Source organism: Colwellia sp. MB02u-14 (genome assembly GCF_014076915.1).
GTDB lineage: Bacteria > Pseudomonadota > Gammaproteobacteria > Enterobacterales > Alteromonadaceae > Colwellia_A.
Genome location: NZ_JACGUX010000082.1, coordinates 1 through 13,870, shown reverse-complemented (window position 1 = coordinate 13,870; position 13,870 = coordinate 1). Strand labels below are relative to the sequence as shown.

13 protein-coding genes are annotated in these 13,870 nt (G+C 38.2%); 10 read left to right on the top strand and 3 right to left on the bottom strand.

What is annotated here, in order from left to right; translation table 11 throughout:
- The first annotated feature begins 40 nt into the window (after positions 1 to 40).
- Positions 41 to 325: a hypothetical protein gene (locus H4J52_RS14820; protein ID WP_182178777.1), complete on the top strand. Its 285-nt coding sequence runs from the start codon at positions 41 to 43 to the stop codon at positions 323 to 325.
- A gap of 72 nt (positions 326 to 397) precedes the next feature.
- On the opposite strand, the gene H4J52_RS14815 is transcribed toward H4J52_RS14820, so the two are convergent.
- The 3 genes from H4J52_RS14815 to cmoA all read right to left on the bottom strand — a co-directional run bounded on the left by H4J52_RS14815 (position 398) and on the right by cmoA (position 3,904).
- Entirely contained in the window at positions 398 to 1,738 is a 1,341-nt protein-coding gene (locus H4J52_RS14815) for an anti-phage deoxyguanosine triphosphatase (protein WP_182225025.1), read from the bottom strand.
- Between the two features lie 460 nt (positions 1,739 to 2,198).
- The gene (gene cmoB, locus H4J52_RS14810; RefSeq protein WP_182178781.1) at positions 2,199 to 3,161 is read right to left on the bottom strand and encodes a tRNA 5-methoxyuridine(34)/uridine 5-oxyacetic acid(34) synthase CmoB; all 963 of its coding nucleotides are present in this window, start codon (positions 3,159 to 3,161) and stop codon (positions 2,199 to 2,201) included.
- 8 nt (positions 3,162 to 3,169) lie between these two features.
- The gene (gene cmoA / locus H4J52_RS14805) at positions 3,170 to 3,904 is read right to left on the bottom strand and encodes a carboxy-S-adenosyl-L-methionine synthase CmoA (protein ID WP_182178783.1); all 735 of its coding nucleotides are present in this window, start codon (positions 3,902 to 3,904) and stop codon (positions 3,170 to 3,172) included.
- Between the two features lie 138 nt (positions 3,905 to 4,042).
- On the opposite strand from cmoA, the gene H4J52_RS14800 reads away from it, so the two are divergent.
- The 9 genes from H4J52_RS14800 to tolA all read left to right on the top strand — a co-directional run.
- Positions 4,043 to 6,931: a transporter substrate-binding domain-containing protein gene (locus tag H4J52_RS14800; protein WP_182178784.1), complete on the top strand. Its 2,889-nt coding sequence runs from the start codon at positions 4,043 to 4,045 to the stop codon at positions 6,929 to 6,931.
- Positions 6,932 to 7,115: 184 nt separating this feature from the next.
- On the top strand, positions 7,116 to 8,915 hold the full coding sequence (aspS, locus tag H4J52_RS14795; RefSeq protein ID WP_182225021.1) for an aspartate--tRNA ligase: 1,800 nt from the start codon (positions 7,116 to 7,118) through the stop codon (positions 8,913 to 8,915).
- 239 nt (positions 8,916 to 9,154) lie between these two features.
- The gene (ruvC, locus tag H4J52_RS14790; RefSeq protein WP_182178786.1) at positions 9,155 to 9,691 is read left to right on the top strand and encodes a crossover junction endodeoxyribonuclease RuvC; all 537 of its coding nucleotides are present in this window, start codon (positions 9,155 to 9,157) and stop codon (positions 9,689 to 9,691) included.
- Positions 9,692 to 9,767: 76 nt separating this feature from the next.
- On the top strand, positions 9,768 to 10,391 hold the full coding sequence (ruvA, locus tag H4J52_RS14785) for a Holliday junction branch migration protein RuvA (protein ID WP_182225037.1): 624 nt from the start codon (positions 9,768 to 9,770) through the stop codon (positions 10,389 to 10,391).
- 110 nt (positions 10,392 to 10,501) lie between these two features.
- Positions 10,502 to 11,518: a Holliday junction branch migration DNA helicase RuvB gene (ruvB, locus tag H4J52_RS14780; RefSeq protein WP_182178787.1), complete on the top strand. Its 1,017-nt coding sequence runs from the start codon at positions 10,502 to 10,504 to the stop codon at positions 11,516 to 11,518.
- 503 nt (positions 11,519 to 12,021) lie between these two features.
- Entirely contained in the window at positions 12,022 to 12,432 is a 411-nt protein-coding gene (gene ybgC, locus H4J52_RS14775; RefSeq protein WP_182178899.1) for a tol-pal system-associated acyl-CoA thioesterase, read from the top strand.
- Positions 12,422 to 13,105, top strand: a complete 684-nt coding sequence (gene tolQ, locus H4J52_RS14770; RefSeq protein WP_182178788.1) for a protein TolQ — start codon at positions 12,422 to 12,424, stop codon at positions 13,103 to 13,105. The genes ybgC and tolQ overlap by 11 nt, the downstream gene beginning before the upstream one ends.
- A gap of 15 nt (positions 13,106 to 13,120) precedes the next feature.
- The gene (tolR, locus tag H4J52_RS14765; RefSeq protein WP_182178789.1) at positions 13,121 to 13,546 is read left to right on the top strand and encodes a protein TolR; all 426 of its coding nucleotides are present in this window, start codon (positions 13,121 to 13,123) and stop codon (positions 13,544 to 13,546) included.
- Positions 13,547 to 13,549: 3 nt separating this feature from the next.
- The coding region (gene tolA, locus H4J52_RS14760; RefSeq protein WP_182225019.1) for a cell envelope integrity protein TolA at positions 13,550 to 13,870 on the top strand (321 nt) is incomplete at its 3' end.

The window sequence follows — 13,870 nt, the reverse complement described above, 5'->3', positions numbered from 1 at the left end:
TTATCAGAAAGTTGTGAGTTGACAAGCCAAAGATGTTGCAATGGTGGATCATCATGATTATGTCATGAATAGCCCAGAGACTCGTGAAGCTGTTAGTGGTATTTGTCATGCTAAAGGGGAAAATGATGATATGCCTGCTGCGTGGTTACCTTATTTTTTAGTTAAAGACCTGCACGAATCTATTGCCCATGTTACTCAGCTTGGAGGTGAGCTGGTGGCTGAAATAAAACAAGCGGGTAACGACAAGTATGTGGTTGTTAAAGATCCCGCTGGCGCTGTTTGTTCACATTATCAAAAGGTTGATATCTGCCACTGCAGATTTTAAATTTTTGTGGCTATTTGAGACGTTGAATTTAATGAAGTTAAATGTTCGCTTCGCTTCATTATATTTTTGGTGTTAGCGCTCACTTATTGGTAGTGCACCGCTGGGTAGGAATAAGCGTTGGTAAAGGCGAGTTGCATAGTCATCAGTCATCCCAGAAACATAATCAGCGATAACCCTAAATTCGTTTAGGTTATGCTCCTTTGCATAAAGCCAACGCTGTGTTGCATGTTTAGGTAATAAACGTGTCGGATCGCTTGCCAGCGCTTCAAATAATTCCATCACTATTTGTTGTCCCCGATACTCGAGTTGCTGAATACTCGTTTGTTTAATAACAAATGCAAAGACAAAGTCTTTGAATATTTGCAGAGCTTTTGCTGAATTTTCTGGTAGCTTTGCATTGTATCGTAGTAGTGGTTCAGCAAAGTTTAGGTCGCAGCTATCATTTAAATCACTTAAATAAATTTCAGTTATTAAATAATTTACCAAGCCGCCAATCGCTTCTTTTTGAATGTAATGTTGTTCATTAAAAAGCATAACGGTTAAGTTTTTACAATAATCTTGTATCCAAGGTTCATCAATTTTTTCGAGTTTAGCGATGACTTCTCGCTCAAAATCTTGCTGGCTCACGACACCTGTTACAATCGCGTCTTCTAAATCATGAATGCCATAAGCGATATCGTCAGCGAGCTCCATAATAGAGCAATCGAGTGATTTAAATATTGTTTTATTATGGCTACCATCGATGTTTTTTATTGATTGAAAAAGCGCACGGTCACTAGCAGATAAAGGTGATAGAACCCACGCAAACATTTCACCGTCATCGCTATATAATCCTTTAGCGGGATGCCAGTCAGAAGCTTTTAGTTGTCTAAACGTTTTAGGGGCAAGTGGTAAAGGTAATGTTGTTAAGTTTGTTAATGTTTGTGGATATTTTATTAACCCTAATAGTGTGCGACGAGACAAATTCATTCCATAAAATTCACTAAAGGGCTCTAAGTGTGAAACGATACGAAATGTTTGCCCGTTGCCTTCAAAGCCACCATGGTTTCGCATCATATAATTAAGAGCGACCTCTCCACCGTGACCAAAAGGTGGATGACCAATATCGTGAGCCAAGCATATAGATTCAATTAATGTTTCGTCAGCAGGAAAAAGTTCAGCAGATAATTCTGTATGCTTATTCCTTAATTGAGCACTAATTCCAGAGCCAATTTGTGCCGCTTCTAAAGAATGCGTTAATCGAGTACGGTAAAAGTCACTTTGTCCACTGCCCATTACTTGGGTTTTTGACTGTAAACGCCTAAAAGCCGCTGAATGAAGTATGCGTGCACGATCACGTTGATAAGAACTGCGGTGATCATGTTGACGTTTTGCAACACTGGCTTGTTTTCGCTCTGCCCAAATCTCGTTCATACACACCTTATTTCAATTGAAATTATCTTAACCGATTTTACATACCATGATAATATGCGCTGATTATTATCGCTAGGTAACAATATTTATTAGCGGTGTTACACCTTACCCAGTTTTTATTTATGAATGCAAGTGTTTCTCTTTAAAGGGGTTATGTGATTTGTTAATTCTTCTTTCAACGTATTACTGTTGAGTCTCTTGTTATTTAGTAGCGATGTTTTGCCCAGGGTAACGAGATCAATACGCAAAATAAGACTGTTTCATGTATCGCTCAAAGTGTCGTAACCGATAAGATAGAATGTATGGCAGGCTTAGCTAACTCACCTTTTATTGTTGAAGATGATGGCAGCCGCATCGAGTGATAACTTGTTCATGTAGCTATCAAGGATGAAACATATTAAAGAGCAAGGCACCTATCAATTAATTATTGATAAATACCTCTAAATAGGGAGCTATAACGTTAAGAATTAGCAATAAAAATAGCCCGTTTGGGGGCTGGGTAACCCTCTATTGTTTTACTGCTATCGTTGGGGTCAAGAAAATCGGCCAGTGATTCAGTGTCTATCCAGTCAGTTTTTCGCTGCTCATCAAGAGCGGTAATGTCCGTATTCACGATACGTATATTTTTAAATCCACAACGTGAAAGCCACGCGCACATTGCATCACAACTGGGTAAAAACCAGACATTACGCATTTTAGCGTAACGCTCTCCAGGCACTAAAATGGTATTATCGTCGCCATCAACCACTAACGTTTCTAATACTAATTCGCCCCCTTTTACTAGTTGTGCTTTTAATTGATAAATAAAGTCGATAGGAGAGCGGCGATGATATAAAACACCCATAGCAAAAACGGTGTCAAAAGCGTGAAGTTCAGGCAGTTGCTCGACACCTAATGGCAGTAAATTTACTTTAGAGTCATTAACAAAGTGCTGAATCGCATTGAACTGAGTGAAAAATAACTGTGTGGGGTCGATGCCCACCACAAATTTAGCGCCTTCGCCTCGCATACGCCACAAGTGATAACCACTACCGCAGCCAATATCTAACACATATTTATTTTTTAACGGACTAATATGCTCTTTTAAACGATCCCATTTGAAGTCTGAACGCCATTCGGTGTCTATGTGCAAACCATGAATATGATAAGGGCCTTTTCGCCAAGGTTTGAATTTTTTCAATAAGTTTTCTAAACGTTTATATTCTCCTTCACTAATATCCTCTTTTTTACCCACACTTACCCCATCACTAATATTAATAACTGACGGTGTTGTTTTGGGTAGCGCTGCTAATGTTTTTTGCCATTGGGCAAATTCGCCGTGTAAATGTTCTTTTTTCCATTGAGTTAGTTGCGCGGGTAGTACATCTAACCAATGGTTTAAGCGGTTTTGGGCGATTTCTTGATAGAATTTATTGAATGACATGAATAAAGTTACTTAATGGCGATGAGTGAAAAGAAATTAAAACATTGAAACCAAGGCGTTTGATGGCTCAATCCCGCATTTTTCAGGCGTTCAATATGTTCAGGCAAGCTATCAATAAGCATAACTTTTTCAATGGCAGTACGCTTTTGGGCTATTTCTAGCTCACTGTAGCCATTGGCGCGTTTAAAATCGAGGTGCAAATCGACAAGCAGTTCATTACATATCTCATCATCTGCTGATATTTTTTCTGATAAGAGTAATAAACCACCTGGTTTTAAGCCAAGGGCTATTTTATTTATTAATGAAGCGCGTATTTCAGGTTCAATAAACTGTAAGGTGAAATTAAGCACCACCATAGAAGCGTTTTCAATCACAACATCTAAAATGTTACTCTCAATTATCTCTACAGGGGTATCTCCCTTGAATGCATTAACGTGCATTTTACAGCGCTCCACCATCGCCGAAGAATTATCAACACCTATAATTTTACAGTTTTTTGCGGTAATAGCTTTACGCATGGCTATGGTTGCAGCGCCGAGCGAGCAACCTAAATCATAAATATTACTATTGTCGGTGACAAAACGCTGACTTAAACGACCAATGGTATCAATAATGGTATTGTAACCCGGCACAGAGCGGGAAATCATATCAGGAAAAACTTCAACAACATGTGCGTCAAAAGTAAAATCTTTAATCTGGCTTTGTTTTTTTGAAAAAATTAAATCGGGCTCTGATGGTTTCATTACGTTGAACTTGTATGGGTGTTAAATATCAATTTTGCGTTATTTTAACTTAAATTTATTGTCATGGGGTAGTATTGCATGCGTTTAGTCGTTAAAGCTAAAAGTTACGCTGCAATTTTGGGTGAATAAGGTCTATAATTGTTGTTATTTTTCATTAATTTATTCTCTAAGGAATTGCTGTTGCAGCTCGATTACTTTTTCCGTTGTTTAATTTTATTAGTGATTTGTTTTACGTTAAAAGTAGAAGCAAATAATGAAGCTTTTGAAACGTCTAAACAAACACTAACCATAGCGATAAATAAAACAACTTATCCTTATATGTTTCTTAATGAACAAGGGGTAGCCGATGGCATAATGCCTGATCTTTGGCGACTATGGGCCGAGCGTCAAGGCAAAGAAATTGAGTTTGTAGCCACTGATTGGCTGTCAACTCTAGCGCGCGTTAAATCAGGTGAAATTGATATACACGGTGGTATGACTAAGACTGCAGCCCGCAGTAAAATATTTTCGCTCACTCCCTCCTTTTTCTCTCAGGATTTTTATTTTTATACCCACAGAGACTTTACAAACTTAACTAAAATTAGTCAACTAGCGCCGTATATCATCGGGTCTGTTCGGGGATCAAGTCATGCGTCATTTATTTTAGAAAACTACCCCAACCTTAAGTTGCGTTTATATGCTAATCGACATGCCTTATATAAAGCTGCATTAGATAACGAAATAATGGTTTATACGGGGCTCGAGAAACCCTCTAAATTTTTTACTGGATATTTTGAATTAAATAAACAATACCCACCTTACAAAAGAATTCGTTTTTATCAAGGTGAGTATGTAGCCGCCACATCATTAAAAAACAAGTTGCTGAAGGACTTTATTGTACAAGGATTTGACAAAGTTACCGCTACAGAAAAGTCGAGAATAGAAAAAAAATGGTTAGGACGTGATAAGAAAAATAACACTTTATTATTAAGCTTTTTAACGCAAGCACCACCTTATATGGCTGTTTCCCCTACAGGCCAACCACAGGGGTTATTTATTGATTTATGGCGTTTATGGGCAAAAGAAAGTGGTATTGAAATCGAGTTTATTGCTCAATCACCTTCCCAAGAATTAGCGATGTTAAAAGGCGGAAATGTCGACATTCATATTGGTTATTCGGCTGATCATTTTGATAATAAATTACAAGTTGCCTCACAAATATATGGTGTTGATGCAGGTGTTTTCGTTTCTACTCGAATTGATAACATTTATTCAATGAAAGATTTAGAGCTAAAAACAGTAGGTGTGCTAGCGGGTACTACCTATAAAAACACCCTCTTTAAACTGTTTCCTAATATGAATGTACAGGTTTACCAAACGGCTAGCGAATTACTTAATGAGGCTAAATTAGGAAATATTGATGCGATGGTTAGCGCTCAGGAATACCTGAATGCACGTTTAATACAAAGTAATTTACAGTCATCATTTTATCAATTAAAAAATGTTAATTTTCCAACCCCCGTTTTTTCTTTAGTCAAAAAAGGTAACGATAAACTTGTTGAGCTTATTAAAGAAGGTTTTGACAATATCCCTATTGAACAACTGATTTCGTTAGAGCGGAATTGGCTCATTCATAAGAATAATGGTTATTTTGTTCGTTCTGCGGAAAAAGTAAGTTTGTCGACCTCTGAAAAACTATGGCTCGATAACCATAAAAAAATTAATGTTGGTTTAGTTAAAAGTTGGATGCCAATGGAATTTATTAATGCAAATGGTGAAGTCAGTGGTATAAATCCTGATGTAATGAAACTGATATCCGATCGTTCGGGGCTATCGTTCGAATTTACCTTTTTTAACAGTTGGAATGACTTATACCAAGGACTTGTTGATCAACAAATTGATATGCTGGCGAGCGTTTCGGTAACACCAGAGCGTAAGAAGCAGGTACTATTTACGCAACCCTACTGGAGTATGCCTTGGGTTATTCTTCATCAACGTCAGCTAGGCTCTAATTTAGATCTCAAAAGTTTTTATGGAAAAAAATTAGCGGTAATTAAAGGCTATTATCTATCGCCTAACATTCTCAAATATCATCCTCAAATATCGCTAAAACTCGTTAATACCCACAACGAAGGGTTATTTGCAGTACAAAAAGGTAAAGTTGATGGCTTTATTTCGAATATAGCTTCTGCGTCAGAGTTAATGAAACGAGAAAGCTTAAATGTTTTAGATATATCGGTATTAGAAGAACTCGAAAGAGACAGCAGTCACTTTGCAATCAGGCCTGATTGGGAAGAGTTACAACAGATCATCAATAAAACATTATTGACTATTTCTGAAAATGAAAAACAAAAAATTTATGACCGTTGGTTTGGTGTCAATATTGAAACAGGGTTTGATAAAGATATTGTTATGCGAGTATCCGCTCAGATAGGCGTACTGATCCTCATCATCATTGTTGCTATTATTATCTGGAATAGACGCTTATACCGCGAAATAAATACGCGTAAGCAGCTTGAAGAAAAAATGAAGCATATGGCAACTCATGACGAATTAACCGGCTTAGCTAACCGAGTACTGTTAAAAGATAGAATTAATACCGCGATTAGCTTTCATCAACGTCAGCAATTACAAATAGCCGTTTTGTTTATCGATCTTGACGGTTTTAAAACGATTAATGATACCCATGGTCATGATGTGGGTGATGAATTGTTAGTGCAAGTGGCAGATAAATTTAAAAGCTGTGTTAGACAATCTGATACGGTTGTTCGCTTTGGCGGGGATGAATTCGTTTTATTACTGACCGGCTTGCATAATAAAAATGAAGCCGCTTATGTTGGAGACAAAGTATTAAAACTTATGCAACAACCTTTTCAATTGTCAGCTGAGCGAGTAAATATCGGCTGTAGTATTGGTATTGCAATGTATCCAGATGACGGTGTTACCGATAATGATCTCCTTAAAATTGCCGATACATTAATGTATCGAGTGAAAGCAAATGGAAAAAATCATTATGTTTTTAATACAGAGGCCAAGGACCTTAATTAAATCGACACAGCTGTGAATTAAGCTGTTCTTGGCAAGTAATATTATTTTTAGTACATTTTAGACACACTATTTCTCTAAAACCTTTTCTTGTCGGCATATTCCTTTATAATGTCGGCAATTTTCTATCCTAACTCACCCATGCTAATACTTGCACGGGCGAGTTATTATTATCAGGACAACAGACATGCGCGATCTTTATTGTGGCGATGTGAACGAATCTCACATTGGCAAAGAAATTACTTTATGCGGTTGGGTTAACCGTCGTCGAGACTTAGGTGCGGTGATCTTTTTAGATTTACGTGATCGTGAAGGTATGGTACAAGTCGTTTATGATCCAGACTTACCTGAAGTTATTGTTAAAGCGAATACTTTACGTAATGAGTTTTGTGTTCAAATTAAAGGTAAAGTGCGTGCTCGTCCTGAAGGTCAAATCAATAAAGATATGAAAACAGGCGGCATTGAAATTTTAGGATTAGAACTTACTCTCTTAAATAAATCTGCGCCATTACCACTTGACTCAAACCAAAACAATTCAGAAGAACAGCGTTTAAAATACCGCTATTTAGATTTACGCCGTCCTGAAATGACAGAGCGTATGCGTTTTCGCGCAAAAGTAACTTCAGCAGTTCGCACGTCATTGGAAGGTCAAGGTTTCTTAGATATTGAGACACCTATCTTAACGGCAGCAACACCCGAAGGCGCACGTGACTACTTAGTGCCAAGTCGTACGCACAAAGGTCAATTCTTTGCTTTACCTCAGTCACCTCAATTATTTAAACAATTGTTAATGATGTCAGGTATGGAACGCTATTATCAAATCGTTAAATGCTTCCGTGACGAAGACTTACGTGCTGACCGTCAACCTGAATTTACTCAAATAGATATTGAAACGTCATTCATGAGCAGCGAGCAAGTGATGACCGTAGCAGAAACAATGATTGTTAAGTTGTTTAAAGACTTAATGAACGTTGATTTAGGCACCTTCCCGCGTATGACTTATTTAGAGGCAATGACACGTTTTGGCTCAGATAAGCCAGATTTGCGTAACCCATTAGAATTAGTGGATATTGCTGATATTGTAAAAGACGTCGAATTTAAAGTGTTTTCTGGTCCGGCAAATGACGAAAAAGGCCGTGTATCAGTAATCTGTGTACCGGGTGGTGCTGCAAAGTTCTCACGCAAAGGTCTTGACGAATTGACCAAGTATGTTGGTATTTATGGCGCTAAAGGTATGCCATGGATGAAAATTAACGATGTAGACGCCGCGTTAAGTACTGGAATAGAAGGCATACAATCACCGGTCTTAAAGTTCTTAAATGAAGACGCAGTCAAAGCTTTATTAACACGTACTAAGGCGAAAACAGGCGACATAATATTCTTCGGTGCAGATAATTACAATGTTGTTACTGAATCGCTTGGCGCCTTACGTCTTAAACTTGGTGAAGATTTAGCCTTGTTAGAAGGTGATTGGAAACCACTGTGGGTTGTTGACTTCCCTATGTTTGAAGAAGCTGATGGAGGCATGCACGCGATTCATCATCCGTTTACAGCGCCAATCAACTTAACTGCTGAGGCATTAGAAGCGAATCCTGTTGGCGCACTTTCTGATGCTTATGATATGGTTTTAAATGGCTGTGAATTAGGTGGTGGTTCGGTACGTATTCATAACCAAGATATGCAAGCTGCTGTATTTAGAATTTTAGGTATCAGTGATGAAGAGGCGCAAGAGAAATTTGGTTTCTTACTTGAAGCACTTCAGTATGGTGCTCCTCCACATGCAGGTTTAGCGTTTGGTTTAGACCGTTTAGTGATGCTAATGACCGGTGCTTCATCCATTCGTGATGTTATGGCCTTTCCAAAAACAACGACGGCGGCTTGTCCATTAACCAATGCGCCAGGTAAGGCAAATCCTGCACAGTTAGTTGAACTGGGTATTGCTTGTCTGCCAAAAGCAGAAAAGAAAGAAGAACCTTCAGCTGAATAGTCTATAAATAGCGTTTGATAACAAGCAGCTAATTAGCTGCTTTTTTTATGGTCAGGATTTATGCAGGGGATCTTGTTGTCATGCTGAATTCATTTCACTAATTCGGTGACTGTTTGATGATGAACATTGTCACAAGTAACGACGATATTGCCATTTAACTGGCTACAACGCATAATCTCGTTACAATTGTGAAGTCACGTCAGCTTTCGTTAAAATATAATTAAACAAGAGAACCCAATTTGACCATAATTCTAGGTATCGATCCCGGCTCACGCATTACCGGTTACGGTGTTATTAAAAAAGAAGGTCGTAAAATTTCATATTTGGGCAGTGGCTGCATCAAAGCGTATGCGGGCAACAAAGAAGAAGACGACTTTAGTTTGCGCTTACAAACTATTTTTGCAGGCGTTTCTGAGTTAATCATGCAATTTTCACCTGAACTCTTTGCCATAGAGCAAGTTTTTATGGGAGTCAACCCGGGTGGAGCACTTAAGCTTGGCCAAGCGCGAGGAGCTGCAATTGTTGCAGCTACGAATAAAGGTCTACCCGTCGCTGAGTATTCAGCAAGACAAATAAAGCAGTCTGTTGTTGGTACGGGCGCTGCGGATAAAAGCCAAGTGCAACATATGGTAAAATCTATTTTAAAACTGCCCGCTATGCCACAAGCCGATGCTGCTGATGCACTCGCTATTGCACTTTGTCATGCCCATAGTCACGACACCCTCTCGAAAATGGCAGGGCAGGTCAGTAAAATTGTAAGAGGGCGTTTACGATAAAGCACGTCAGCCACTTTACTGTATAAATATATAGTGATATGGTTTCAACACTTATATTATGTTGAAGGTTTTAGCTGTGATTGGTCGTTTACGTGGAACGTTATTAGAAAAATTAGCCCCAGAAGTCTTAATTGAATGTGGTGGTATTGGTTATGAAATTACCATGCCAATGACGAGTATCTACGCATTACCTGAATTAAATGAACAAGCCATTATTTACACACATTTTGTTGTGCGTGAAGATGCGCAATTGTTATATGGTTTTGCTAATAAAATCGAACGTAGATTATTTAGGCTGGTTATTAAAGTTAATGGTGTGGGCCCTAAATTAGGATTAGCGATACTTTCAAGTATGTCTGCCGACCAATTTGTGAGTTGTGTTGCCCATGATGACTTGACCAGCATCGTGAAAATTCCAGGTGTAGGTAAAAAAACAGCAGAGCGTTTACTCATTGAAATGCGCGACCGTTTAAAAGATTGGCAGGTTACTCAAACGTCATCACCATTAGCATCCGGTACTTTGCCGATTGAACTTCATCATGAAAACACCTTTGTTACCAATGCTAAAGGTGATGCGATTAACGCTTTAGTTTCTTTAGGCTACAGTCAGCAACAAGCGGATAAGGCGATAAGGACGATATTTAAAGCTGAATCAACGAGTGAAAATCTTATTCGTGACGCACTCAAATCAATGCTTTAATATAAACTAAATGTATAAAATATAGCTAAATAATACAGCTGAAGTACTAACGCTGTACTCCCCTTTTTGATTTAGCTATACCTAAATAATTGAAGACACAAGAGAAAATAATGATAGAAGCTGATCGCCTTATAGAACCCGCTGCACAGCCAGAAGAAGAAGTCATAGACCGCGCTATTCGTCCTAAGTTATTAGCTGATTATACCGGTCAGGATCATGTAAAAATTCAAATGGAAATTTTCATTGAAGCAGCAAAGAAGCGAGACGAACCGCTTGATCACTTACTTATTTTTGGCCCTCCTGGTTTAGGTAAAACGACACTTGCCAATATAGTTGCTAATGAAATGGGCGTGAATATCCGCACGACTTCAGGCCCAGTATTAGAAAAAGCGGGTGATTTAGCCGCATTACTGACTAACCTAGAAGAAAATGATGTACTTTTTATTGACGAAATTCATCGGTTAAGTCCTGTAGTTGAAGAAATACTTTATCCTGCAATGGAAGATTATCAACTTGATATTATGATTGGTGAAGGGCCTGCTGCTCGTTCGATCAAATTAGACTTGCCGGCGTTTACGTTAATAGGTGCAACAACACGTGCTGGGGCATTAACGTCGCCATTGAGAGACCGTTTTGGCATCGTGCAACGACTTGAGTTTTATAACACTAAAGATTTAACTGAAATTGTTAAACGCTCAGCGCACTTTCTTAATTTACCTATCGATGCAGAAGGGGCCTTTGAAGTTGCTAAACGTTCACGAGGTACACCCAGAATAGCGAATCGATTATTACGGCGTGTTCGTGACTACGCTGATGTAAAAACTCAAGGAATTGTTAGCCAGGCAACCGCAGCTAAAGCACTCAATATGTTAGAAGTAGACGATCAAGGATTTGACTTAATGGACCGTAAACTACTGCAAGCTATTATTGATAAATTTATGGGGGGCCCCGTTGGACTTGACAACGTTGCAGCCGCAATTGGTGAAGAGCGCGAAACGATTGAAGATGTTATTGAACCTTATCTTATTCAGCAAGGTTTTTTACAGAGAACACCACGGGGGCGAATTGCCACCGAACGAGCTTACCAGCATTTTGGTTTAGAAAAACCCGTCAATGACAAAAGTTAGTTTATCCGTTAGGCACTAAATTTTAGGCAAAAAAAAGCCCACAAAAAATATGTGGGCCAACTTATAAATTAAGTTGTTAGGAGGAAATAGGGTTCCAATAAACATGTCAGAGAGAAAAGATAAAAATCTGTTCAAGTTGTTTGGCTATCAATTACCCCGTTACATCAGTTAAGATAAACTTGAATAATTATTGCGTTAGCTCAAAGAACAAATGAATTTTAGAGTAACTGTTCTATTTTAACAAGCTAAAAAAATTGATAAGTTACATTAGAAAAACTAATGCTATTATTATCAAATACTCCTTTCATTGATGAACGAAAATAAGCCGCTTGCCCTTTAAAAATATATTTTATAAAAAATGTTACATCCGTTTACTTCTCAACGCTTGTCGTAGGAAGCGATTATCATTAATATAGAGAAAATAATGATTAAATGCCTTGAATTTAATTTTTAACGATAAAATTAAAACTTCGAAGCGACGAGCTATTGATATTATTAAAGTCATGCCAAATATTAAATACAACTATCCTGTAAGAATATATTATGAAGATACTGATGCTGGCGGTATTGTTTACCATACTAACTATTTGAAATTTTGTGAACGTGCTCGAACTGAGTGGTTAAGAGAATTAAATGCTAACCAATCGTTTTTTTTAGAACAAAATATTGGTTTAGTGGTCAGAAGAGTTGAAATGGACAATACCGCATCAGCTAAACTCGATGATTTACTTACTGTAACATCATGGATCAGCGAATTTAAACGTGCGAGTCTTGTATTTACTCAACAAATTAGCGATGAAAATAACAAGCTTATTTGTTCTGTTGTTGTGCGAATTGCTTGTGTTAACTTACAACTTTCAAAACCCTGTGCCATCCCTGAAAAAATATTAGGAGCGTTAAAACGTGTCAGCTGAAATTTCAATTTTTGATTTATTCCTTCAAGCCAGTCTATTAGTTAAAACCGTCATGCTTATTTTATTAGGTTTTTCAATTTCCTGTTGGGCGATGATCTTTCAACGCCGAAAAGTACTTAATGAGGCACAGGCACAAATGAAAATCTTTGAAGATAAGTTTTGGAGTGGTGCTGATTTAAGCAAACTCTACAATGAAGTCTCCTCAAAGGAGGCTGTAACAGGTATTGAAAGTTTATTTGTTTCAGGTTTTAAAGAGTTTGCACGTTTGAGAAAAAGTCACCTTGATTCACCACAAGCAATTGTTGATGGCACACACCGAGCAATGCGAGTTGCCCTTTCACGTGAAGTTGATCACCTTGAAACTCACTTACCCTTTATGGCAACGGTCGGGTCTATTAGTCCGTACATTGGCCTATTTGGTACGGTTTGGGGCATTATGAATTCGTTTATCGCATTAGGTGCTGTCGAGCAGGCAACATTAGCCATGGTTGCTCCTGGTATTGCAGAAGCACTAATTGCAACCGCCATGGGCCTATTTGCGGCCATACCTGCGGTCATTGCTTTTAACCGATTTAGTCATCATGTAGAAAAACTAGAAAATGGTTATGGTAACTTTATGGAAGAATTTTCCAGTATTTTGCAACGTCAAAGTGCAAGTGAACATCAAGCATAAACGGAGTAATATCTTATGTATAAAAGAGTAAGACGCCGTAAAGTTTCTGAAATTAATGTGGTTCCTTATATTGATGTGATGTTGGTATTGTTAATTATTTTCATGGTTACCGCACCGCTTGTCACCCAAGGGGTGAAAGTTGATTTACCTAAAGCAGATGCAGAAGCACTAGACAAAGATTCAAAACCACCATTAGTCGCCTCCGTTGATGCAGACGGTAATTACTATTTAGCGGTAGGTACCAGCAAAAATGAGCCAATGTCAGCCGAACAAGTCGCTACACTGGTTGCTGCGCATTTAAAAGTTGAACCAAATACTCCTGTGGTTGTAAATGGCGACGGAGCTGTTTCTTATAATGCGGTAATTCAATTGATGGTGTTGTTACAACAAAAAGCTGGTGTACCTTCTGTTGGTTTAATGACAGACCCTGGAGATAAATAATCAATGAGTCGAAAATTTGCAATAGCCTTATCGCTTAGCTTTTTACTGCATGTTGTTTTAGCCGCCGTATTATTGATGGGCGATTTTAACAGCCATCCTAAAACACCCCCAAAAGCTGTTCAGATACAGACTATTCAGGCGACTATTGTCGATAAAAGTAAAGTTGAAGCGCAAGTTAATAAAATTAAAAAGAAAAAAATTGATGACGCAGAACGTTTAAAAAAAATAGAACAGCAAGTTGCTTCAGCGAAGAAAGAACGTGCTAGAGAAGAGAAGCGCATTAAAGCGCTAGAACGCCAAAGAAAGAAAAAAGAGCTAGAGAAA

Excerpts from the sequence above, each read along its gene's own strand:
- H4J52_RS14820 (WP_182178777.1), top strand. The coding sequence starts at position 41 with ATGGTGGATCATCATGATTATGTCATGAATAGCCCAGAGACTCGTGAA.
- cmoB (WP_182178781.1), bottom strand. The coding sequence starts at position 3,161 with ATGTCATTCAATAAATTCTATCAAGAAATCGCCCAAAACCGCTTAAAC.
- H4J52_RS14815 (WP_182225025.1), bottom strand. The coding sequence starts at position 1,738 with ATGAACGAGATTTGGGCAGAGCGAAAACAAGCCAGTGTTGCAAAACGT.
- ruvB (WP_182178787.1), top strand. The coding sequence starts at position 10,502 with ATGATAGAAGCTGATCGCCTTATAGAACCCGCTGCACAGCCAGAAGAA.
- cmoA (WP_182178783.1), bottom strand. The coding sequence starts at position 3,904 with ATGAAACCATCAGAGCCCGATTTAATTTTTTCAAAAAAACAAAGCCAG.
- tolR (WP_182178789.1), top strand. The coding sequence starts at position 13,121 with ATGTATAAAAGAGTAAGACGCCGTAAAGTTTCTGAAATTAATGTGGTT.
- ybgC (WP_182178899.1), top strand. The coding sequence starts at position 12,022 with ATGCCAAATATTAAATACAACTATCCTGTAAGAATATATTATGAAGAT.
- aspS (WP_182225021.1), top strand. The coding sequence starts at position 7,116 with ATGCGCGATCTTTATTGTGGCGATGTGAACGAATCTCACATTGGCAAA.